General features: G+C 69.8%; 19 protein-coding genes. 10 read left to right on the top strand and 9 right to left on the bottom strand.

What is annotated here, in order from left to right:
• Positions 1-25: 25 nt before the first annotated feature.
• Together DVW87_RS06260 and DVW87_RS06255 are read left to right on the top strand one after the other, a co-directional pair.
• Positions 26-1,162 (top strand): aldose epimerase family protein, encoded by a 1,137-nt coding sequence (locus tag DVW87_RS06260; protein ID WP_114686813.1) that lies wholly within the window; start codon positions 26-28, stop codon positions 1,160-1,162.
• An 11-nt stretch (positions 1,163-1,173) separates the two neighbouring features.
• Positions 1,174-2,964 (top strand): IlvD/Edd family dehydratase, encoded by a 1,791-nt coding sequence (locus DVW87_RS06255; RefSeq protein WP_114686812.1) that lies wholly within the window; start codon positions 1,174-1,176, stop codon positions 2,962-2,964.
• Positions 2,965-2,999: 35 nt separating this feature from the next.
• Here the strand turns inward: DVW87_RS06255 and DVW87_RS06250 are convergent, their stop codons facing one another.
• Entirely contained in the window at positions 3,000-4,238 is a 1,239-nt protein-coding gene (locus DVW87_RS06250; RefSeq protein ID WP_114686811.1) for an NAD(P)/FAD-dependent oxidoreductase, read from the bottom strand.
• A 50-nt stretch (positions 4,239-4,288) separates the two neighbouring features.
• A complete protein-coding gene (locus DVW87_RS06245) occupies positions 4,289-4,993 on the bottom strand; it encodes a FadR/GntR family transcriptional regulator (RefSeq protein ID WP_114686810.1) in 705 nt (234 codons plus the stop codon).
• 162 nt (positions 4,994-5,155) lie between these two features.
• Here DVW87_RS06245 and DVW87_RS06240 point away from each other — a divergent pair, with 162 nt between their 5' ends.
• Together DVW87_RS06240 and DVW87_RS06235 are read left to right on the top strand one after the other, a co-directional pair.
• Positions 5,156-6,742, top strand: coding sequence for an alpha-N-arabinofuranosidase (locus DVW87_RS06240; protein WP_239017785.1), 1,587 nt, complete (start codon positions 5,156-5,158; stop codon positions 6,740-6,742).
• Entirely contained in the window at positions 6,739-9,144 is a 2,406-nt protein-coding gene (locus DVW87_RS06235; RefSeq protein ID WP_239017784.1) for a beta-galactosidase, read from the top strand. The genes DVW87_RS06240 and DVW87_RS06235 overlap by 4 nt, the downstream gene beginning before the upstream one ends.
• 40 nt (positions 9,145-9,184) lie before the next feature.
• On the opposite strand, the gene DVW87_RS06230 is transcribed toward DVW87_RS06235, so the two are convergent.
• The 4 genes from DVW87_RS06230 to DVW87_RS06215 are packed head-to-tail and all read right to left on the bottom strand — an operon-like array spanning position 9,185 to position 12,927.
• A complete protein-coding gene (locus DVW87_RS06230) occupies positions 9,185-9,796 on the bottom strand; it encodes a LutC/YkgG family protein (protein WP_114686808.1) in 612 nt (203 codons plus the stop codon).
• Positions 9,793-11,205 (bottom strand): lactate utilization protein B, encoded by a 1,413-nt coding sequence (locus DVW87_RS06225; RefSeq protein ID WP_114686807.1) that lies wholly within the window; start codon positions 11,203-11,205, stop codon positions 9,793-9,795. The genes DVW87_RS06230 and DVW87_RS06225 overlap by 4 nt, the downstream gene beginning before the upstream one ends.
• Positions 11,202-11,963: a (Fe-S)-binding protein gene (locus DVW87_RS06220; RefSeq protein ID WP_114686806.1), complete on the bottom strand. Its 762-nt coding sequence runs from the start codon at positions 11,961-11,963 to the stop codon at positions 11,202-11,204. The genes DVW87_RS06225 and DVW87_RS06220 overlap by 4 nt, the downstream gene beginning before the upstream one ends.
• Position 11,964: 1 nt before the next feature.
• Positions 11,965-12,927, bottom strand: a complete 963-nt coding sequence (locus DVW87_RS06215) for an alpha/beta hydrolase (protein WP_239017783.1) — start codon at positions 12,925-12,927, stop codon at positions 11,965-11,967.
• A 168-nt stretch (positions 12,928-13,095) separates the two neighbouring features.
• On the opposite strand from DVW87_RS06215, the gene rhmD reads away from it, so the two are divergent.
• From rhmD to DVW87_RS06185, 6 genes are all read left to right on the top strand, one after another.
• Positions 13,096-14,289, top strand: a complete 1,194-nt coding sequence (gene rhmD / locus DVW87_RS06210; protein WP_114686805.1) for an L-rhamnonate dehydratase — start codon at positions 13,096-13,098, stop codon at positions 14,287-14,289.
• A gap of 19 nt (positions 14,290-14,308) precedes the next feature.
• A complete protein-coding gene (locus DVW87_RS06205) occupies positions 14,309-15,166 on the top strand; it encodes a 2,4-didehydro-3-deoxy-L-rhamnonate hydrolase (protein ID WP_114686804.1) in 858 nt (285 codons plus the stop codon).
• Positions 15,163-15,912 carry an SDR family NAD(P)-dependent oxidoreductase gene (locus tag DVW87_RS06200; protein WP_114686803.1) on the top strand — a complete coding sequence of 250 codons (750 nt, stop codon included), beginning with the start codon at positions 15,163-15,165 and terminating at the stop codon, positions 15,910-15,912. Before DVW87_RS06205 ends, DVW87_RS06200 begins: the two co-directional genes overlap by 4 nt.
• Positions 15,913-16,099: 187 nt before the next feature.
• Positions 16,100-17,002 (top strand): amidohydrolase family protein, encoded by a 903-nt coding sequence (locus tag DVW87_RS06195; RefSeq protein ID WP_114686802.1) that lies wholly within the window; start codon positions 16,100-16,102, stop codon positions 17,000-17,002.
• Positions 16,999-18,066, top strand: a complete 1,068-nt coding sequence (locus DVW87_RS06190; RefSeq protein WP_239017782.1) for a glycoside hydrolase family 43 protein — start codon at positions 16,999-17,001, stop codon at positions 18,064-18,066. The genes DVW87_RS06195 and DVW87_RS06190 overlap by 4 nt, the downstream gene beginning before the upstream one ends.
• Positions 18,060-18,881, top strand: coding sequence for an alpha/beta hydrolase (locus DVW87_RS06185; RefSeq protein ID WP_114686801.1), 822 nt, complete (start codon positions 18,060-18,062; stop codon positions 18,879-18,881). Before DVW87_RS06190 ends, DVW87_RS06185 begins: the two co-directional genes overlap by 7 nt.
• Before the next feature lie 3 nt (positions 18,882-18,884).
• On the opposite strand, the gene DVW87_RS06180 is transcribed toward DVW87_RS06185, so the two are convergent.
• The 3 genes from DVW87_RS06180 to DVW87_RS06170 form a co-directional block, all read right to left on the bottom strand.
• Positions 18,885-20,372 carry a DUF389 domain-containing protein gene (locus DVW87_RS06180; RefSeq protein WP_114686800.1) on the bottom strand — a complete coding sequence of 496 codons (1,488 nt, stop codon included), beginning with the start codon at positions 20,370-20,372 and terminating at the stop codon, positions 18,885-18,887.
• A 73-nt stretch (positions 20,373-20,445) separates the two neighbouring features.
• Positions 20,446-21,462, bottom strand: a complete 1,017-nt coding sequence (locus DVW87_RS06175) for a glycoside hydrolase family protein (protein WP_239017781.1) — start codon at positions 21,460-21,462, stop codon at positions 20,446-20,448.
• A complete protein-coding gene (locus tag DVW87_RS06170) occupies positions 21,459-23,000 on the bottom strand; it encodes an MFS transporter (RefSeq protein WP_239017780.1) in 1,542 nt (513 codons plus the stop codon). Before DVW87_RS06170 ends, DVW87_RS06175 begins: the two co-directional genes overlap by 4 nt.
• Positions 23,001-23,051 lie beyond the last annotated feature (51 nt).

Genomic DNA, 23,051 nt, shown 5'->3' with positions numbered 1-23,051 from the left:
ATGCGAAAGGCGGGAGGGGTATTCCATGCGATTGTTGCTGACGGCCTGTACGGCGCTTCTCGTCTCCTCGCCAGCCTTGGCCGCCACGGCGACGCGCGCGGCGTTCGGCCAATTGTCGGACGGGACCGCGATCGAGACGGTGACGCTGACCGGCGCGAACGGCGTCAGCGCGCGGATCATGACGCTGGGCGCGACGCTTCAGGCGCTGAACGTGCCCGATCGCACCGGCAAGGTGGCGGACGTCACGCTCGGCTATGACGATGCGAGGAGCTATGTCGACAAGCCCAATTACTGGGGCCAGACGATCGGCCGCTATGCCAATCGCATCGCCGGCGGCCGCTTCATGCTGGACGGCAAGCCCTACCGGATCACGCTCAACGACAAGACCAACAGCTTGCACGGCGGCACCAGGGGCTTCGACAAGGCCGTATGGACGATCGCCTCGGTCAAGGCGGGCGGAGCCGGGCAGGCCGCCGCCGTGACCATGACGCTGACGAGCCCGGACGGCGACCAGGGCTATCCCGGCGCGCTGAAGGTTTCCGTCACCTACACGCTGGACGACAAGGGCGCGCTGACCATCGACTTCGACGCGACCACGACGAAGCCGACGATCGTCAACATGACCAATCATGCGCTGTTCAACATGGCGGGCGAGGGCTCCGGCATCGGCGTGTTCGGCCAGCGGCTGACCATTCCCGCCGCGCGCTACACGCCGGTGAACGCCACCCTGATCCCGACCGGCGAGCTGAAGCCCGTTGCCGGCACCGTGTTCGACTTCACCCGCGGCCGCCTGCTGTCGGACGGCATGCGCGACGGCCGCGATCCGCAGATCGTGACGGGCCGCGGCTGGGACCACAATTGGGTGCTCGACAAGGGCGCCACGCAGGAACCCGGCCTTGCCGCGCGGCTGGAGGACCCCGCCTCCGGCCGCGTGCTGGAGGTGCTCACCACCGAGCCGGGCGTCCAATTCTATTCCGGCAACTTCCTGGACGGCACGCTCGTCGGCAAGTCCGGCCATGTCTACCGCATGGGCGACGGGGTCGCGCTGGAGCCGCAGAAGTTTCCGGATACCCCCAACCAGCCCGCCTTCGGCTCGGCGCGCGTCAATCCGGGCAAGCCCTATCACCACCGCATGATCTATCGCGTCTCCGTGGCGCGCTGAGGAATTTACCCGTGACCGACCAACCCAAGCTCCGTTCCCGCGCCTGGTTCGACAATCCCGACAATATCGACATGACCGCGCTCTATCTGGAGCGCTACCTGAACTTCGGCCTGAGCCTGGAGGAGCTGCGTTCGGGCAAGCCGATCATCGGCATCGCGCAGACCGGCTCGGACCTCTCGCCCTGCAACCGCCACCACCTCGTCCTCGCCGAGCGCGTGCGCGCCGGGATCATCGAGGCCGGCGGCATTCCGCTCGAATTCCCGGTCCACCCGATCCAGGAAACCGGCAAGCGGCCAACGGCGGGGCTCGATCGCAACCTGGCCTATCTCGGCCTGGTGGAGACGCTGTACGGCTATCCGCTCGATGGCGTGGTGCTGACGATCGGCTGCGACAAGACGACCCCGGCCTGCCTGATGGCCGCGGCGACGGTGAACATCCCGGCCATCGCGCTGTCGGTCGGCCCGATGCTCAACGGCTGGCACAAGGGCGAGCGCACCGGATCGGGCACCATCGTGTGGAAGGCGCGGCAGCTGCTCGCCGCGGGCGAGATCGACGACAACGAGTTCATCCGCCTCGTCGCCTCCTCCGCGCCCTCGACCGGCTATTGCAACACCATGGGGACGGCGACGACGATGAACAGCCTCGCCGAGGCGCTGGGCATGTCCCTACCGGGCCAGGCGGCGATCCCCGCGCCCTATCGCGATCGGCAGGAGGCCGCCTGGCGCACCGGCAAGCGCATCGTGGAGATGGTCGCCGAGGACCTGAAGCCCTCCGACATCATGACGCGCGAGGCGTTCCTCAACGCGATCGTCGTCAATTCGGCGATCGGCGGCTCCACCAACGCGCCGATCCACCTTCAGGCGATCGCGCGCCACTTGGGCGTCGAGACCAGCTGGGCCGACTGGCAGGAGCATGGCCACCCGGTGCCGCTGCTGGTGAACCTGCAGCCCGCCGGCGAGTATCTCGGCGAGGATTATTACCGCGCAGGCGGCGTGCCGGCGGTGGTCAACCAGCTCCTGCAACAGGGGCTGATCCACGAGGGCGCGCTTACCGCCAACGGCCGGACGATCGGCGAGAACTGCCGTGGTGCGGCGATCGAGGACGAGAAGGTGATCCGCCCCTTTGCCTCGCCGCTGAAGGAAGAGGCGGGCTTCATCGTCCTGTCGGGCAATCTGTTCGATGCCGCGATCATGAAGACCAGCGTGATCTCCCCCGAATTCCGCGACCGCTACCTGTCCAACCCCGACGATCCCGATGCGTTCGAGGGGCCGGCCGTGGTGTTCGACGGACCGGAGGACTATCACCACCGCATCGACGATCCCGCGGTGGGCATCACGCCCGAAACCCTGCTGTTCATGCGCGGCGCCGGCCCGGTCGGCTATCCCGGCGCGGCCGAGGTCGTGAACATGCGCCCGCCGGCCTATCTCATCACGGAGGGCGTGCATGCGCTGCCGTGCATCGGCGACGGCCGCCAGTCGGGCACCAGCGGCAGTCCCTCCATCCTCAACGCCTCCCCGGAAGCCGCGGCGATGGGCGGCCTTGCCCTCCTGCAAACCGGCGACCGCGTGCGCATCGACCTGAAGCGCGGCACCGCCGACGTGCTGATCCCCGACGCGGAGCTGGCCGAGCGCCGCGCCGCGCTGAAGGCGGACGGCGGCTATCGCTACCCGGCCTCGCAGACGCCGTGGCAGGAGATCCAGCGCGCGGTGGTCGGCCAGATGAACACCGGCGCGATCCTGGAAGGCGCGGAAAAGTACCAGCGCATCGCGCAGACGATGGGATTGCCGCGCGACAACCACTGACCTTCCGCTCCCCTCCCGGACAGGGAGGGGAGTGATCAGTCGATCAGCCGCGCGCCGCGCTCGAAGGTGAGATAGCGCCAGGCCCATTGGATCATCACCAGCGTCCGCCGCTCGAACCCGATCAGCAGGTAGACGTGCACCAGCGCCCAGAGCAGCCACGCCGGCAAGCCCTTCAGCCGCCACTTGCCCCAGGTATAGACTGCGGCATGCCGGCCGATCACCGCAGTGTCGCCCTTGCTGCGGTAGCGGAACGCGCGCGGCACGGCGCGGGTGCGCAGCTCCTTGCCGAGGAACCGGCCCTGTTGCTGCGCGACCTGCGCCAGGCCGGGCAGGGGCGCGCCGTCCTGCTCCAGCAGCGCCACGTCGCCCAGCGCGAAGATGTCCTCCTGTTTCTCCACCGCCATGTTCGCGGCGACGCGGATGCGCCCGCCCCGATCCTCCGTGCCGCCCAGCCAGTTGGCGCCATCGGCTGCGCGCGTGCCTGCGCCCCAGATCACGGTTGCGGCGGGCAGCCGCTCGCCGTGCAGCTGCACTCCCGCCTCGTCGATCGCCTCCACCCCGCAGCCGAGCCGCACCTCCACGCCCAGCCGCTCCAGCGCCCGCGCGGCATAGCGGGCGAGTTCTTCCGGAAAGGCGGCGAGCAGCTTGGGTCCGGCTTCCACCAGCACCACCCTGGCCTGCGCGGGATCGATGCGGCGGAAGTCGCCGGAAAGCGTGTGCCGCGCGAGTTCGGCAACCGTGCCCGCCATTTCCACCCCGGTCGGGCCGCCGCCGACCACCACGAAGGTCAGGAGCCGGCGGCGCTCGTCGGGATCGTCGCTGCGCTCGGCATCCTCGAACGCGCGGAGCAGCCGCGCCCGGATCGTGCGCGCGCTGGCCAGCGTCTTGGGGGCGGGCGCCGTTTCCGCCCAATCGGAATGGCCGAAATAATTGTAGACCGAGCCGGTGGCGAGAACGAGCTGGTCATAGGGCAGCGCCCCGCCGTCGGCGAGCCGCACCCGCTTCTCCGCCACGTCGACGCCGGCCACCTCGGCGAGCAGCACTTCCACGTTCTTCGCGCGCGACAGCACGCGGCGAATCGGCACCGCGATGTCCGCCGGCGACAGCGCCGCGGTGGACACCTGGTAGAGCAGCGGCTGGAACAGGTGGTGGTTGCGCCGGTCCACCAGCGTCACGTCCACCTCGGCTCCGGCCAGGGCGCGCGCGCAGGCCAGGCCGCCAAAGCCCCCGCCGACGATCACGATGCGGCGGCGACGGGGTGAGTGATCGGGCATGCTGGCTCCTCCGGCTGCCACCCGAACGGTTGAGTGCGCAACAGGATGCCTCAGCCGTCCAGCGCCGCCTCCGTATCGGCCTGCGCCTGGCGGATCAGCGTCGCGGTGGCCGCGTTGGCCGCCGCCTCGTCGCCGGCGGCGATCGCCTCGAACAGCGCGCGGTGCGCCGGCATGGGATCGCGCGGCTGGCGGCTCGCGCGATACTTGAAGAACGTGGTCCAGCGCACGGCGGCGGCGATGCTGCTGGCCAGGCCGAGCAGCAGCTCGTTGCCGGTCGCCTCCAGCAGCACGGTGTGGAATTCCTGATCGGCCGCCTGGCCTTCGGGCGTGGCAAGGCCATGCATCCCCATCCGTTCCAGCGCATGGCCGAGCCGCGACAGCTGCGCGCCCGTGCGATGCCGCGCCGCGAGTTCCGCGGCGGCGGGCTCGACGATCAGCCGGAGCTCGAACAGGCTGCGCACGAAGCCGGGCGGCGGCGTGCCCTCGAACATCCAGGCGAGCAGGTCCGGGTCGAGCAGGTTCCAGTGCACCCGCTCGCGCACCCGGGTGCCCGCCTTGGGCCGGCTTTGCAGCAGCCCCTTGGCCGACAGCATGCGCAGCGCCTCGCGCACCACGCTGCGCGAGATGCCGCGCCGCTCGGCGATCTCCACTTCGCCGGGCAGCAGGGTGCCGGGCGGATGCGTGCCGGTGACGATGGCCACGCCCAGTTCGCGGGAGAGCAGCACATGCTGGGGATTGCGCCGCGTGGCCGTCACCGGATCGGTTCTCCTTCGAAACGCCCATCCTAGGCATGCGCGCAACGCACGGCAACGCCGCGTCTTGTCCCGCTTGTCGAAACACCAACCCAGCAAATGGAAGGACGTTGCGCTGCCGGATGGGTCGGGATATGTCTGAGTTAAGGAACAGGGAGAGATGCGATGGGGCGAGCGATGCGGGGCATGATGGCATGTGCGGCGGCGGCGTTGATGCTGCCGGCGGGTGCGGGCGCGCAGACCGCGCCGCCCGCCGCGCCCGCGCCGGCCGTGTCGCAGGCGAGCATCGCCATTCGCGGCGACCAGCCGGGGCCGACCTATGACAAGCGCATCTTCACCCAGTTCGCCGAGCATCTCGGCAACGGCATCTATGGCGGCCTGTGGGTCGGGCCGAAGTCGAAGATCCCCAACACGCGCGGCTTCCGCAACGATGTGGTCGCCGCGCTGAAGGAACTGGCGGTGCCGGTGATCCGCTGGCCGGGCGGCTGCTTCGCCGACGAATATCACTGGCGCGAAGGCATCGGCCCGCAGGCGAAACGCCCGGTGAAGATCAACACGCATTGGGGCGGCGTGACCGAGCCGAACACGGTGGGCACGCACGAATTCATGGACGTCACCGATCAGATCGGCGCCGTCGCCTATGTCTCGGGCAATGTCGGCGCGGGTAGCCCGCGGGAAACCGCCGAGTGGCTGGAATACATGACCGCGACCGAAGGCTCGCTGGCGGAGGAGCGTGCGCGCAACGGCCACAAGGCGCCGTTCAAGGTGCCCTATTTCGGCATCGGCAACGAGCTGTGGGGCTGCGGCGGCACCATGCGCGCCGAATATGCCGCCGACGAGACGCGGCGCTACGCCACCTTCGCCAAGGTGCCGCGCGGCACGCCGCTGACCAAGATCGCCTCGGGCGCGAACGGCGCGGACACCAACTGGACCGAAGTGATGATGCGCGAGACAAGGCGGCAGGTGAACGGCCTGTCGCTGCATTACTACACCGTGCCCGGCGGCTTCGGCACCATGAAGTCCTCCACCGACTTCAACGAGGCCGACTGGGCCGAGACGATGTCGCTGACGCTCAAGATGGAGGACCTGCTCACCCGGCACGGCGCGATCATGGATCGCTACGACCCGGAGAAGAAGGTGTTCCTGGCGGTGGACGAATGGGGCACCTGGTACCATGACGATCCGGGCACGCACCCCGGCTTCCTGCGCATGCAGAACACGCTGCGCGACGCGGTGGTCGCGGGCATCAACCTCAACATCTTCGCCGCGCACGCCGATCGGGTGAAGATGACCGCCATCGCGCAGATGGTGAACGTGCTGCAGGCGATGATCTTCACCGATGGCCCGCGCATGGTCCGCACGCCCACCTACTGGGTGTTCCACATGTACAAGCCGTACATGGACGGCACGGTGCTGCCGATCTCCGTTTCCTCGCCGACCTACACCCAGGGCAAATATGCGATGCCCTCGGTCAGCGCCTCGGCGGTGCGGGGCACGGACGGGCTGGTGCATGTCGGCCTGACCAACCTCGACCCCAACAGGCCGGCGGAGGTGTCGGTGTCGCTGGCCGGGCTGACCACGGGCAGCGTGTCCGGCCAGGTGCTGACCGCCCCGACGATGAACGCGCTGAACGACTTCGACACGCCGGACACCGTGCGACCGGTCGCCTTCACCGGCGCGCGGATGGCAGCCGGCGGCACCATGACGGTGACCCTGCCGGCCAAATCGGTCGTGATGCTCCAGCTGCGGTGAAGCGGCTGGCCCTTGCGGCGGCGGGGCTGATCGCCGCCGCCGCTCCCGCGCAGACCGTGGTGCAGGTGGAGGCCAGTGCGCCGCCGCCCGCACTGCGCAGCGACCAGCTGCACATGGGCATGGGCATGGGGCGGGGGCCTGGCGGGACGATCGGGGTCAACAACCTCTATCTCACGCGGGACGGCCGGCCGTTCGTGCCGGTGATGGGCGAGTTCCACTTCACCCGCACCCCGGCGGCGGAGTGGGAAGAGGAACTCCTGAAGATCAAGGCGGCGGGGGTGACGATCGTCTCCACCTACGCCATCTGGAACCAGCTGGAGCTGGCGCCCGGCCGGCTGGACTTCACCGGCAATCGCGACCTGCGCCACTTCGCCGAGCTTTGCGCCCGGCACGGCCTGATGCTGTTCCTGCGCCCCGGGCCGTGGGCGCATGCCGAGGCGCGGTTCGGCGGCATCCCCGACTGGGTGGTCGCTCGCACCCGCCCGCGCAGCGACGATCCGGCCTATCTGGCCGAGGTGGAGCGGTTCTGGCGCGGGCTCTACGGGCAGGTGCAGGGCCTGCTGTGGAAAGACGGCGGCCCGATCGTCGGCGTGCAGATCGAGAACGAATACAATCTCACCGGCGAAGGCCGGGGGCGGCAGCATATCGCCACGCTGAAGGCGCTGGCGCGGCGCATCGGCTTCGACGTGCCGCTCTACACCGTCACCGGCTGGGACCACACCGTGTACCCGCGCGGCGAGGTGCTGCCGGTGATGGGCGGCTATGTGGACGAGCCCTGGTCGGCGAAAACGGTGCCGCTGCCGCCCAAGGAGAACTACGTCTTCCGCTTCGCCAGCCGGGTAAGCGGCGATCTCGGCGCGCAGACCCAGTCGCGGGCGCGCGGCGATGCCGAGGACGACACCGCCGACACGCCGTTCCTGGGCGCCGAATATGGCGGCGGCGTGCCGGTGATGTACCGCCGTCGCCCGATCGTCTCGCCGATCGACATCGCCGCGGCGGTGAACACGCAGCTCGGCTCCGGCGTCAATCTGCTCGGCTATTACATGTTCCACGGCGGCGCGAACCCGCTGGCGAACGGCCGTACGCTGGAGGAAACGCAGGACAGCGGCGGGTATAACGACGTGCCGGCGATCGGCTACGACTTCCAGGCGCCGCTCGGCCAATATGGCGAGGTGAACCCGGTGAGCGGGGCGCTGCGCCCGTTCCACTATTTCCTGGCGGCGTACGGCGATCGGCTGGCGACGATGACGGCGCGCGCGCCCGCGGTGCAGCCGGGCGGCAATGGCGATCTCGCCACGTTGCGCTGGTCGGTGCGCTCCGATGGACAGCGCGGCTTCCTGTTCGTCAACAACCATGTCCGCCAACAGGCGATGGCGACGCAGGCGAACGTGCGCTTTCAGGTGAAGCTGGCCGGCGAAACGGTGACCTTGCCCTCGCGCGGCGTGACGGTGCCGGGCGGCGCCAGCTTCTTCTGGCCGGTCGAAATGGACCTCGATGGCGCGCGCCTCGCCTGGGCGACGGCGCAGCCGCTGACCCGGCTGGAGGAGGCGGGCGGCCCCATCCACGTGCTGGCGGCGACGCTGCCGGGCAAGGTGGAGCTGGCGTTCGCGGGCGACACCGTTTCGCGCCTGTCGGTGCCGAGCCGGCGCGAGGGCGGGCGGGTGATCGCCGAGGTGCTGCCGTCACGGCGCGCGATCCGGGTGACGCTGGCGAACGGCCGAACGGTGCGTCTGGCGGTGCTGGCGGCGGCGGACGCGCGGCGCGCCTGGGTCGGCGATCTGGCGGGGCGGCGGCGGCTCGTGCTGACGGCGGCGGAGGCGTTCTTCGACCGGGACCGCCTCGTCCTGCGCCAGCGCGGGGCCGAGCGCTTCGAGGTGGCGATCTTCCCCGCGGCCGACGTGTCGGCGAGCACGCCGCTGTCGCATGGCGGCGACATCTACCGCGCGACCGTGCGCGGGACCGCGGCGGCGGCGCTCCCCGTCCGGCAGGTCCGCGCTGCGGGCGAAGCGCCGCCGGTGCGCATCGGCGGCCCGGCCAGGGCCGCGATGCAGCCCTTGCCCGAAGCGCATCGCGCGGCGGCGGCGTGGACGTTCACCGTGCCACGAACCGCCGCCGCCGGGTTCCTCGAGATCGACTATCGCGGCGACATCGGCCGGCTGTTCGACGGCGCGGACATGCTGGACGACGCCTTCTGGGACGGGCGCGTGTGGCGGGTGGGCTTGAAGCGCTTCGCCGACCGGCTCGGCCGGCCATGGACGCTGAGCGTGCTGCCGCTGCGCAGCGACGCGCCGATCTATCTCGACGAAAGCGCCCGCCGGCAGGTTCCCGCCAGCGGCCAGATCGCGGAGCTGCGCAGCGTGCGGCTGGTGCCGGAGCGCGAACTGGTGCTGACGGCGCGCTGATCCCGCTTCATGCCGCCCCGGCGCAGGCCGGGGTGGTGTCTCAGCCCGCCAGCCGGATCACATGCAGGAAGCGGGGCCCGTGTGCGCCGCGCACATAGGTGCCCTCGATATCGGTGGTGCCCGACACGCCGGTGACCCAGTAATGCGCGCGCGGCTGCGCGCCGGGCAGGGCGGCCTCCTCCAGCTGCGCCACCACTTCGGGCACCACGACCAAGTGGTGCAGCGCGAGGAAGTTGGGCAGCATGGGCGCTTCCGGGCTCGTCTCGAACACCAGCGAGCCGGTCTCCGCAACGCCGAGCCGCGCGACCGCCAGCACGGCAAGCTCGTCCGGCGCGGCGCTGTCGTGCAGCGTGAAACCGCTCCAGTCGAGCGCACGGAGGCGCGGGTCGGGCGGCAGGCACAGCACCGGCGGGATGCCCTGTTCGGCGAAGTAGCGGCGGACGGTCTCCGGCAGGGCGGTCCAGTCGGCGACCCGCTCGTAGCTGGCGGCAACGCTGGGCACCGCAAGGCGCTCGGCGAACACCGCCTCCACCTGCGCAGGGTCGACCGCCGGCCGCTCGGGTGCGAGCAGCAGCGCGGCGGCCTCGGCCCGGATCACCTCGGCCGGGGTCTTGCCGGTCAGGCGCGACAGGATGGCCTCGCGCGCGCTCATCGGCGGCGTCCCTTGCGATACTGCGCCATGAAGCTTTCCGCGGCAGGCTTGGGCAGGTCGCGATACCGCGTCCAGCCGCCGGCCATCGGCACCTTGCGCAGCCAGCCGCCGCGGCCCATCGCGCGCAGCGACTTCAGCGCGGTGGCGGTGGCCGCGCGATAGAGCTTGGGGCGCTGCGCGAACCACGCCCACAGGTCGATGCCCGCGCGGGTCGCCTTCGGCTCCAGCCCCTCGCGCCAGCTCTTTTCGCGCCAGCCGCGCAGCAGGGTGGGCAGGGGGATGTTGACGGGGCAGACCTCCTGGCACTTGCCGTTCAGCGTGCAGGCATTGGGCAGGTCGCGCGTCTTCGCGAGCCCATCGATCGCGGGCGTCAGCACGGCGCCCATCGGGCCGGGATAGGTGCCGCCATAGGCATGGCCGCCGATCTGCCGGAACACCACGCAATGGTTCATGCATGCGCCGCAGCGGATGCAGCGCAGCATCTCGGCGAGCCCTTCCTCGCGCATCGCGGTACGGCCGTTGTCGACCAGCACGATGTGCATCTCTTCCGGCCCGTCCCGGTCGCTCTCGCGCTTCGGCCCGGTGTAGAAGGTGGTGTACTGCGTCAGCGCCGCGCCCGTCGCCGACCGGGCGAGCAGCCGCAGCAGGTGCACGGCATGGCCCATGGACGGCACGATCTTCTCGATCCCGGCGGTCACGATCTGCAGGCGCGGCGGCACCAGCGACAGCTCGGCATTGCCCTCGTTGGTGACGGTGCACACCGCGCCGCTGTCCGCCACCAGGAAGTTCGCGCCGGAAATGCCCACGTCGGCCGACAGCATGCCCTCGCGCAGGTGGCGCCGGGCGCTCTCGGCCATGGCCGCGATCGTCTCCTCCGCATGCGGATCGCGGTGGCTGCGGCGGAACAGTTCGGACACCTGCTCGCGCGTCTTGTGCATGGCCGGCCAGATGATGTGCGACGGTCGCTCGCCCGACAGCTGGATGATATGCTCGGCCAGATCGGTCTCGACGCGGGCGATGCCTGCTTCGGCCAGCGCATGGGGCAGGCCGATCTCCTCGCCCAGCATCGACTTGGAGCGGGCCACGCTTTTCGCCCCCGCCTGCCGGCACAGGCCGATGACGATGTCGCACGCCTCCTGCGAGGTGCGCGCCCAGTGGACAACGGCGCCGGCGGCGACCGCGTTCGCCTCGAACTGTTCGAGATAATGGCCGAGATTGGCGACCACATGGTCCTTGATCGCCGCCGCGCGGGTTCGCGCCGCCTCGAAGTCCGGAAAGGCCTCCACCGCCACCGCGCGCTTGGCCTCGGCAGTGCCCGCAGTACGCTCGACGGCGATCTTCAGGATAGGATCGTGCAGCGCGGCGGCGGCGCGCGTCTTGAACGCCGCCTGCGGCTCGTGGGCGCTCATGCGTCCTCTCCGATGGCCGGGCCGTCGCCCATGCCGGCGAGCACCTCCACCGTGTGGAACGCGCGCACGGCCGAGCCCTCGCGGTGGAGCTTGCCCGCCATGTTCATCAGGCAGCCGAGATCGCCCGACAGCAGCAGGTCCGCTTGCGCCGCGTCGATCGCCGCCGCCTTCTCGCCGACGATCGCATTGGAGATCGCCGGATACTTCACGCAAAAGGTGCCGCCGAAGCCGCAGCACGTTTCCTCGCCGGCCAGCGGCTTGAGCGAGAGGCCCTCCACCGCGCCGAGCAGCCGGCGCGGCTGGCGCTTGATGCCGAGTTCGCGCAGGCCGGAGCAGCTGTCGTGATAGGTGGCGGTGGCGGGCAGGGCGACGTCGTCCGGCCGCCAGCCGCGCACCTCGTCCAGATAGGCGAGGATCTCGTAGGTCTTCGCGGCCAGCGCCCTGGCGCGCGGCAGCCACTTGGCGTCATGCTCCAGGATCTCGGGGTAGTGCACCCGCATCGTCGCCGCGCAGGAGCCGGAGGGCACGACCACCGCGTCATAGCCTTCGAGCAGCGCAATGTTGCGCCGCGCCATCTTCTCGGCGGTCTTGCGGTCGCCGGAATTGAGCGCGGGCTGGCCGCAGCAGGTCTGCGCCTCGGGCACGACCACGTCGCAGCCTGCCGCCTCCAGCGTGGCGAGCGCGGCGAAGCCGATCCGCGGCCGGATCAGGTCCACCAGGCAGGTGACGAACAGCGCGATCCTGGGCTGGTCGGCCATGTCAGACTCCATGGCGCTGGAAGAAGGCGGCGGTGAGGTCCGGCCACATCGCCACCGCCGGCTTGTCGGCGCCCAGACCGAAGCCGTGCCCGCCGGATTCCAGCAGGTGCAGCTCCACCGGGCTTTTGCGCGCGAGCAGGGCCTCCGCCATCAGCATGCTGTTGCGCCAGGGCACGGCGGTGTCGTCCAGCGCGTGGACCAGCACGGCGGGCGGCGGCGTGGCGATCACGTTCTCCTCCAGCGAATAGGCGGCGATGCGGTCGGCCGGTGCGTCGATGCCGAGCAGTTGCTCGCGCGAGCCCTGGTGGGCAAGCGGGTCGCGCAGGGTGATGACGGGGTAAATGAAGGCGGCGGCGTTCACGAGCGGGGACTGGCGGTCGATCGCGTCGATCGGCGCGGCGATCTGCCTCGGCGCGCGGGTGGAGAGCCAGGCGGCGAGATGCCCGCCCGCGGAGAAGCCGGCCACGCCGATCCGCTGCGGGTCATAGCCCTCGCGCCCCGCCATCGAGCGGATGGTGCGCACGGCGCGTTGCGCGTCCTGCAAGGGCACGTCGCTGCCCGCCGCCCATCGGTCGGCCGGCAGGCGGTAGAGCAGGACGAAGCAGGTATAGCCCGCCTCCGCGAAACGCCGGGCGACCGGGAACCCTTCATTGCCCATCGACACGAAGCGATAGCCGCCGCCCGGAAGGAGCAGCATCGCCGCCCCGTTCGGGCGCGCGGGCTTCAGCATGGACAGCGTCGGCATGGTGACATGCTCGACCGTGTAGTTGCCGTCGGCGGTGGCCGGCTGGCGCTCGACCTGCTTCTGCACGGCCGTCACCCGTTCGCCGCCGGGCGGCTTGCCCGGCCAGAGCGGCATCGTGCGGAAGGCGGCCGTGCCTTGCGCGCGGGCGGGAAGGGACGCGGAGAGCGGCAGCGCTCCGGCTGCGGCGAGCACCGCGCGGCGATCCAGACCCTGCTTCACGCGCCGTTTCTCTCGCTTGAGTCTGCGTTTGACGCGGGCATTTCCATCAACTAACAACCTATCTCATAAAGTGAGACGTTGCCAAGCCAAATGGGGCAAACGGCTCACGGGGGGAGGGCTCGGCGCCATTTGGGCCTGTTCCCACCCTGGCGACAAGGGAGCAAGCAGGTGCCGATCGCACAATTGCCGAAGATCAAGCATGTTCGTGCCTTCACCGTGCGCGGGGGCGGGGCCGATTATCACGACCAGGGCGAAGGCCACTGGATCGACAACCACATCGCCACGCCGATGAGCCGCTACCCCGAATATCGCCAGTCGCGCCAGAGCTTCGGCATCAACGTGCTCGGCACCCTGGTGGTGGAGATCGAGGCCGAGGACGGCACGATCGGCTTCGCGGTGACCACCGGCGGCGAGCCGGGCTGCTATATCGTGGAGAAGCACCTCGCCCGCTTCCTCGAGGGCCGGGCGCCCACCGATTACGAGAAGATCTGGGACCAGATGTACTTCTCGACCCAATATTACGGGCGCAAGGGGCTCGTCATCAACGCGATCTCCGGCGTCGACCTGGCGCTGTGGGACCTGCTCGGCAAGCTGCGCGGGGAGCCGGTCTACCACATGCTCGGCGGCGCGGTGCGCGACGAGCTGCAATTCTACGCCACCGGTGCGCGGCCGGATGTCGCCAGGGAGCTGGGCTTCATCGGCGGCAAGATGCCGCTGCACCACGGCCCGGCGGAAGGGCTGGAGGGCCTGCACAAGAACATCGCCGAGCTGGCCGACATGCGCGCGAAGGTGGGTGACGATTTCTGGCTGATGTGGGACTGCTGGATGGCGCTGGACGTGGACTATGCCACGCGCCTCGCCATCGCGGCGCACGAGCATGGCCTGAAATGGATCGAGGAAGCGATCAGCCCCGACGATTACTGGGGCTATGCGCAGCTCAAGAAGAACGTGCCCACGGGCATGCTGGTGACCACCGGCGAGCATGAAGCGACCCGCTGGGGCTTCAGGATGCTGATGGAGATGGATTGCTGCGACATCATCCAGCCGGACGTGGGCTGGTGCGGCGGCGTGACGGAGCTGCTGAAGATCAGCGCGCTGGCGGATGCCAACGGCAAGCTGGTCGTGCCGCACGGCTCGTCCGTCTACTCCTACCATTTCGTCATCACCCGCCACAACTCGCCCTTTGCCGAGTTCCTGATGATGCATCCCGGACCGACCGAAGTGGTGCCGATGTTTAGCCCCCAGCTGCTCGGCGAGCCGGTGCCCGAGAATGGCCGCCTGCGCGCCTCCGCGCTGGACCAGCCGGGCTTCGGCGTGGAGCTCAATCGCGAGATCGCGATGCACCGTCCCTACACGCATTGATTTCCCCAGGAGCCTTCCCATGAAACTCTGCCGCTATGGCCAGCCGGGCCAGGAAAAGCCGGGCGTCGTCGATACCGATGGTACGCTCCGCGATCTGTCCGGCGTCGTGGCCGACCTGACGATCGAGACCCTGCCGCAGGCGCTCGCCGCCGATGTGGCGTCGCTTCCTGCCGTCGAGGGCAACCCGCGCATCGGCGTGCCGATCGCCGGCATCGGCAAGATCGTCGCGATCGGCCTGAACTACCGCGACCATGCGATCGAATCCGGCCTGCCGATCCCGACCGAGCCGGTGATGTTCATGAAGGCATTGTCGTCGCTTTGCGGTCCGAACGACGACGTGGTGCTGCCGAAAGGCTCGACGCACGGCGACTGGGAAGTCGAGCTGGGCGTCATCATCGGCAAGACCTGCCGCTACACGCCCCGGGACGAGGCGCTCGACAAGGTGGCCGGCTATACGCTGGTCAACGACGTGTCGGAGCGGTTCAACCAGAAGGAGCGCGGCACGCAATGGTCCAAGGGCAAGGGACATGACACCTTCTGCCCGACCGGCCCGTGGCTGGTGACTCCGGACGAGGTGGGCGATCCCCAGGACCTGGACATGCGCCTCGACGTGAACGGCGAGCGCATGCAGACCGGCAACACCAGGACGATGATCTTCGCGGTGGACGAGCTGATCTCCTACGTGTCCGAATATGTCACGCTCTATCCGGGCGACCTGGTCATCACCGGCACCCCGCCGGGCGTGGGCGAGGGCAAGAAGCCGGAGAAGATCTTCCTGAAGGCGGGCGACGTGATGGAGCTGTCGATCGCCAAGCTCGGTACGCAGAAGCAGAACGTGGTCGAGTGGCGCCATCTGGGCGAGGGGAAGCTGGCATGAGCGTGTACGAAGGTCGCTTTTCCGGCCGCTGCGCGGTCGTCACCGGCGGCGCGTCGGGCCTGGGCAAGGACGTGGCGAAGCGCATCGTCGCCGAGGGCGGCAAGGCCGTGCTGTGGGACATGAACGCCGAGGCGCTGGACGCCGCCAAGGCCGAGACGGGCGCCACGCACGTGGTCGCGCTGAACGTCGGCGATAGCGATGCGGTGGTCGCCGCGGCCAAGGCGTCGGCGGAGGCGATGGGCAAGATCGACATCCTGGTCTGCTCGGCCGGGATCACCGGGGCGACCGCGCCGGTGCACGAATATCCGATCGACAGCTGGCTGCAGGTGGTGAACGTCAACCTCAACGGCCTGTTCTACTGCAACCGTGCGGTGGTGCCCTACCTGCTCGAGAACGGCTATGGCCGGATCGTCAACGTGGCCTCGGTCGCCGGCAAGGAGGGCAATCCCAACGCCTCCGCTTACTCTGCGACCAAGGCGGCGGTGATCGGGCTGACCAAGTCGCTCGGCAAGGAACTGGCCGGCAAGGGCGTGATCGCCAACGCGCTGACCCCGGCGACGTTCGAGAGCCCGATCCTCGCGCAGCTGCCGCAGAGCCAGGTGGACTACATGCGCTCCAAGATCCCGATGGGGCGGCTGGGCGAAGTGCATGAATCGACGGCGATGGTGTGCTTCGCCGCCAGCGAGGAGTGCAGCTTCACCACCGCCGCGACGTTCGATACGTCGGGCGGGCGCACCACGTTCTGATACGATAGGCACGGGGCAGTCCACGCCGTTCGTCCTGAGTAGCCGCTGAGCGCAGCGAAGTGGCGTATCGAAGGACAAGTGGCATGGCGTGTCCTTCGATACGGGTCTTCGCTGCGCTCAGCCCCTACTCAGGAGGAACGGGGTAGGAGCGAGTGCAGGGGCGGCCGAAGTGGTCAGGAGAGGCCGCATGATCCCGTTTGTCGATGCGCACATCCACCTGTGGGAGCTGTCGCGGCTTCGCTACGCCTGGCTCTCGCCGCCCTTCGCCGATGACGGTCCCAACGGCAGCGTGGAGGCGATCGCGCGGGATTATGCGCCAACCGACTACCGCGCCGACCTGGCCAAGTGGAACATGGTCGGCGCGGTGCATGTCGATGCCGGCGCCGATGCCGCCCATGCCCTGCTCGAGACCGAATGGCTGGAAGGGCTTGCCGAGGAAACCGGCCTTCCCACTGGCCTCGTCGCCTATGCCGCGCTGGACGGCGCCGACGCGGCGGACGTGCTCGCCCGGCAGGCGGCACATGGCAGGGTCAAGGGCATTCGTCAGATCGTCAATTGGCATCCCCATCCGCAGCGCACCTACGGCCCGCGCGACGTGACGCGGGACGAGGCCTGGGCGGCGGGCTATGCGCTGCTCGGCCGGCATCGCCTGTCGTTCGACCTGCAATGCTATCCCGGCCAGATGCCGGGCCTCGTGCCGCTGCTGGAGCGACACCCGGAAGTCCCGGTGATCGTCAACCATCTGGGCATGCCGGTGTTGAGCGATGCGGACGGGGTGGCCGACTGGCGGCGCGGCATGGCGGCGCTGGCCGCGCTGCCCCATGTCGCGGTGAAGCTTTCCGGCTTCGGCTTCCTCAAGCGGAACTGGCAGGCGGCGGATATCCTGCCGTTCCTGGCCGAAACGGTGGACCTGTTCGGCACAAACCGCTGCCTGTTTGCCAGTGATGTCCCCACCGACAAGCTCTTCGCCAGCGTCGACCAGACGATGGAGACGCTGGGCCGGTTTGCCGCGGGCTTCTCCGAGGACGAGCAGCGCGATTTGTGGGGCCGCAACGCCAACCGCCTCTACCGGCTGGGTCTGGACCTGTGAGGCGCCTGCTCGCGCTTCTGGCCGCCGCCCTGCTGTCGGCCGCGGCGCCCGCGCCGCAAGCCGCTGAGGCGCCGCTGGTGATGACGGCGATGCACCTCCACGATCCGTGGATCGTCGCCGACGCGGGCACCCGCACCTATTACCTGTTCACGCGCAACGAAGCGACGATGACCGGGGAAAGGCGGCTCGGCACCATGGTCTATGCCAGCCGCGACCTGAAGCATTGGACCAGGCCGAAGCTCGCCTTCGTGCTGCCGGACGGCCTGTGGGCGAAGGCCGGCAGCTGGGCGCCCGAAGTGCACCGGTGGAAGGGGAAATGGTATCTGTTCACCACCTTTCACGATCCGGCGGCCAAGCTGGGCAAGAACGGCACGCGCGAGACATACCGCCGTGGCACGGTGCTCGCCGTCGCCGACAGGGTCGACGGCCCGTACAAGCTGGTGCGCGGCGGCGAGCCGATCGTCGACCCGAAGCTGATGACGCTCGACGGCTCGCTCTATGTCGATCCGAAGGGCAAGCCGTGGCTCGCCTACGCGCATGAATGGTGGCAGACGACGGTGGGCACGATCGAGGCGGTGCCGCTGACCGACGAGCTCGCCGCCGCCGGCCCGCCGCAATTCCTGTTCCGTGCCAACGAGGCGCCCTGGGCGGTGGGGCAGAAGCAGCCCAACGGTGACACGGTGTTCGTCACCGACGGGCCGGAACTCTACCGGTCGAAGACGGGCGAGCTCCTCATGCTGTGGTCCAGCTACGGCACCAAGGGCTATGTGGAGGCGCAGGCGCGGTCGAAATCGGGCACGCTGGCGGGGCCGTGGGAGCAGCTCGGCACGCTGGTGGAGCGCGAAAGCGGCCATGGCATGCTGTTCCGCACGTTCGACGGCAAGCTGATGATGATCCTGCACCGGCCGTTCAATTACGCGCTCGGCAAGCTCTACGAGATGCGCGACGATGGCGACCGGCTGAGCGTGGTGCGCGAGGCGGTGGAGCTGGACGGCGAGGCCTATCCCACGCACCCGTGCGTGGCGGGCCATTCCTCCTTCGACGGCGCGCATCCGGGATGCTGAACGCCTCTTCGGTCCGCCCCCTCGACGGCGCGCCGCTGGCGGCGGGGGCGGTGACGTTCGACGCCGCGGTCGCCGATCCCGCGCTGGCGGTGGTCACCGCCGTCGCCCAGCCGCTGCTGCTCGAATTCGCACCAGAGCAGCCCAACGGCCGCGCCATGCTGGTGCTCGGCGGCGGGGGCTATGTGCAGCTGATGGCCGGGCGCGAAGGCGTGCAGGTCGCGCGCTGGCTGAACGCGCTCGGCTATCATGCCTGGGTGCTGATCCACCGCTTTCCCGACGCGGCGAACGGGCCGGCCGCGCCGCTGGCGGACGCGCTGGCGGCGATGCGGCTGCTGCGGGAAGCGCACGGTTCGGTCGGGGTGGTCGGCCTGTCCTCGGGCGGCCATCTCGCCGCCTGTCTGGCCGCGGAAACGCCGGCGGAGTGGGGCCTCGTCTCTGATGCCGCCACCCGCCCCGACGTGCTGGTGATCGGCTATGCCCCGATCTCCACCAACGCCGCCGGTCGCACGATCGTGGCCGACAAGCCGCCGCTGCCGCCCGCCGAGAAGCAGGCGATGTACGACCGGCTGCAACCCGACGCGCAGTTGCTGGCGGGGCCGCCGCCCGCCTTCCTCGTCTATAGCGGCAACGACCCGGTGGTGCCGGTCGAGAATGCGCGCCGCCTCCACGCCGCCTGGGAGCGGCAGGGCGGCGCGGCGGAACTGCACGTCTTTGCCGATGCGCCGCACGGCTTCGCGCTGGATACGCCCGGGCTGCCGGTGTCGCTCTGGCCGGACCTGTGCGCGGCCTGGCTGCGGCAGGCGGGCTTTCTGTAGCGTTCAGGCCGGCGGAGTTTCGTCCGCGGAGGGCGCCCAGCGCAGGCGCACGGCGCCGCCTGCCGCTCCCGAGCTCGCCGATCCGCCGCGGCTGACGATGCCGTCCGCCACGGCGCGCCGCTGCGCCAGCGTTCCGCCGTCCACCAGCAGCGCGCGGTTCAGCCGCTGCGACGCCCAGGCGACGGCGTCCAGCGCGCTTCCGTCGAGCACGCCTTGGGTGAAGGTCATCGGCGGCAGCGGCGTGTCCGGCGGTGGCGCGAGGCGGATCGTCCATTGCGGCAGCGCGCGCGCCGCCCGTTCCTCCAGCGCGCGATAGCCGGCCAGCGGCAATCCGGGCAGCGGCGCCGCCGTGGCGGCCAGCGTCTGCCCCTCCACCCGGATCGCACCGGGTTCGACCCCGGCGATCAGCGCGAGATCGGCCACGGCCGCCCGCTGGCGGTCTCCTTCCGCGGAGCCGGCGGAATTGCTGGCGCGGGCGATCTGCGCCGCTTCCACCCCGTTCCCGTCCGGCGCGACGCGCAGCTGATCGACATGCACGTCGACCCGCTGGTCCAGCCGCTCCCGCAGCGAGGCCGCGAGCACCCGGTCGGCAGTGGGATCGAGCCGCGGTGTCAGCACCACGGCGCGAATGCGGATCGGCCGCGCGGAATAGTCGATGTCCAGCTGACCCAGGCGCGAGGCGTCCGGAAACCGCTCGCCGATCGTGTCGCGCACCTGCCGCTGCGCCACGGCTTCGAAGGCGATCTGGCGTAGCGCGGCGCCGAGCGGGAGGGACAGGAGCCCGAGCGCGGCGACGAACAGGATCAGCTGCCATCCGGTATGCTGCGGCGACAGATGGCTGCCAAAGCCGTAGACGCGCGCGACCAGCGCCGCGGTGAGCGCAATGGTGATCGCATTGGTCACGAACAGCAGCAGCGCGCCGGTGAACACCGTCCAGTTGGCGGTGGCGATCCCGAAGCCGACCACCACCAGCGGGGGCATCAGCGCGATGGCGATGGCCACGCCCACCACCGTGCCGCCCCGGCCGCGGATCAGGGCATAGGCTCCGGCGATTGCCGACAGCAAGGCAACCAGCAGGTCGAACAGGGTCGGCCGGGTGCGTCCGGCGATCTCGCCGGTGATCGTCTGGATCGGCGACAGCGTGACGCACAGCACCGACAGCGCAACCGCGATCGCGGCGCCGGCGATCAGCGCGGTGGCGCTGCGGCGGATCTCGTGCGCATCCACCGTGGCGATGCCGAAGCCCAGGCCGATGATCGGCATCATCAAGGGCGACAGCAGCATCGCCCCGATCAGCACCGCCACCGACGGCATCAGCAGGCCGAGGAGGGAAATGGCCGCCGAGATGATGATCAGAAAGGCATAGCGCCCCGACCAGCCCGAGTCCGCCGCGATCTGGCGCAGCACCGCGTCGTGATCCACGCCGCCGACCACCCACAGGCTCCACCAGCGACGCAGCCTGGATCGATCCTGCAGGTGTGTGGCCGCCATGGTTTCGTGTCACTCCGCCGGGGAAAGCGGGCGACCTAGGACATCCGCGCCGCGGCGGCGAGCCCTCGGGCGGTCAGCGGCGGGCCGGAGCGGGCGGAACGAGCCGCACACGAGCGGGGGCGTTGCGATCGACGGTGAGCTGCCCGGCCACCTCCTTCAGCTCGGCGATCTGCAGCACGCTGCGCCGCTTCCGGTCGGGGTTGGCCTGCGCCTCCGCCTCGCCGTCCTGATGGACGAAATAGACGATGTACGCGCGGTCGCCGGCGACGATCACGTCGGGGTGCTGGCCCTTGGCACGGTCCGTGGGGGCGATGCCGGGCTCGGCCAGCAGGTAGCCGGGCTGGCGCGTCCAGCGCTCGCCATCGGCCGAGGACAGGACCAGCAGACCCTTCCAGGCGTCCGACACCAGCCACCAGCGACCACGCCAGCGAAAGGCCTTGGGGCCTTCGCCCGGCGTGTCGGTGAGCCGGTCCTTCACCGTCCAGTGGACGAGGTCCGTGCTGTCGGCGGTGCGGATCGCCTTGTTCATCCGCTCGTCGTTGAAGAACAGGCGGAAGCCGCCGCTCTGAAGGGCGACGACGCTGGCGTCGATCACCCGGTCCGAGCCGAGTTCCACCCGCTCGCCGCAGGTCCAGCGCTTGAGATCGGGACTGGTGAGGTGAACGAGAAAGCGCGGCGCGTTCCAGTCGCGATAGATGCCGGGAACCACCGTCACCCACATGTGCCACTGGCCGTCAAACCGCTCCACGTCCGGCGCCCACAAGGTCGCGCCGGTGCACGATGCCGGGATCGCCGCCGTGCCGCCGTAGCGCCAGTGCGCGCCGTCCTGCGACCGGGCAATGCCGATCACGGTGCCGTGCACCCAGCGCACGTCCCTGGCATCCTCCATGGCCAAGTCGGCGCGGCGGCTGGTGTAGAACATCACCCATTCACGCGTCTGCGGATCGTAGACGGTGGACGGGTCCGCTGCGCCGTCATGCACCGGATCGCGGAACAGCGGTTTGGGCGCAAGGGCACCGGCTTCCGCCGGTTGGGCGGCGACCGCGCCAGCTTGGGCAAGCGCCAGCAGGGCGGCGGCGAGCGCGATCACTTCTGCGCGTTCGCGACCGGGTTGTTGCCCCATAGCCGGTCATAGGACCAGCCGGACAGGTCCTCCACGACCGCCGCGTTCTCCGGCGTGGTCGGCGTCCGCGCGCCGGCGCGGAAATGCTCGATCTCCTCCAGCAACACCGCATGGGTGCGCGGGTTCAGGCGGAAGCGGGTGGAGACGAACATGCCGAACAGCAGCATGGCGATCGTCCCCGCGCCCATCACGCCGACGATGCCGGCGAGGGCCGAGGGGCTCTGCGTGGTCGCCTTGGACACGAAGCCCGATGCCTGCATCACCTGGCCCACCAGGATAACGGCAAGCGCCTGGCTCATCTTGCGCACGAACGTCATCACGCCGGCGAACGCACCTTCGCGGCGGCGGCCGGTGACGATCTCGTCCACGTCCGCCATGTAGTTGTAGGTCGCCCAGGGAATGTAGTTCAGCGCGCCGCGGCCCAGCCCGGCGAACACCACCGGCAGCCAGAACAGCGAGGAGGTGGCGGTGTAGCCTGCGGCATACATGATGAGGAAGATCGCCACGCCCAGGCCGAAGCTGATCGCCGCCATGCGGTAGGCGGCCGAGGGCGAGAGGCGGAGCGCGAAGTTGATCGCCAGGATCACCGCGACGAACTGGACGATATAGGTCACGCCCACCAGCTGCGAGACGATGGCGGTGGAGCCGGCCAGCGCGAAGATCACGAAATAGGTGAAGGCCGCGTTGTAGATGTCCTGACTGATATAGCCGCCCAGATACATGCCCAGGTGCAGGCGGAACGCGCGGATGCGCAGGGTGGAGAACAGGTTGCGGTACAGCGCCTTGAACGCGGCGCCCAGCGTCGGCTTGTCGCCGGCCTCTTCCTCGTCCAGCCCCTTGGGCCGCTGCCGCTCCCAGCTGAAGGCATAGAGCAGGCCTGCCGCCGCCATGAACAGGGCGGAGAAGATGATGCCCATGTAGAGATAGGTGTCGGGATCGTCCGGCCCCAGCCGCGCGATCAGCGCGCCGGGCAGGAACGCCGCGCCGATGGCCGACAGCTGGCCCAGGAGGATGCGCGCGCCGGCGAACTTGGCCTTGGTGCGGTAATCGGTCGCCATCTCGCTGGCGAGCGTCTCGTACGGGATGATCTCCATCGCATAGACCATCTCGAACAGCACGTAGGTGACGAGATAATACCAGAAACCCTGGCCGGCGACCCACATGATCGCGAAGGAGGGCAGCAGCGGGATCGCGGCCAGGATGAAGAAACGCCGCCGCCCGAACTTCCGCCCCAGCCAGGAGCGGCCGATATTGTCGGACAGGTGCCCGATCATCGGGCTGGTGAACGCATCCAGCACGCGCGCCACGCCGAAGATGATCGTCGCCTGCACCGCGGACAGTCCGCAGAAGCTGGTATAGAAGATCAGGATCCAGGTGGAGATGACCGCCATGGAGCCCGCGCCGAGCACGTCGTTGGAGCCATAGGCGGCCAGGTTGTACCAGCGGACGGGGCGGCTAGGCGCGGTCGGCAGCACGGGGCGGGCGGCGATGGGGTCGGTGGCCATGGGCTATCCTCGGGCCTGTTCCCCGGCGAAGGCCGGGGTCCAGTTGCGGTG

The sequence above is a fragment of the Sphingomonas aracearum genome (assembly GCF_003345355.1).
GTDB lineage: Bacteria > Pseudomonadota > Alphaproteobacteria > Sphingomonadales > Sphingomonadaceae > Sphingomonas > Sphingomonas aracearum.
This window is presented reverse-complemented; position numbering and strand designations above follow the sequence as displayed.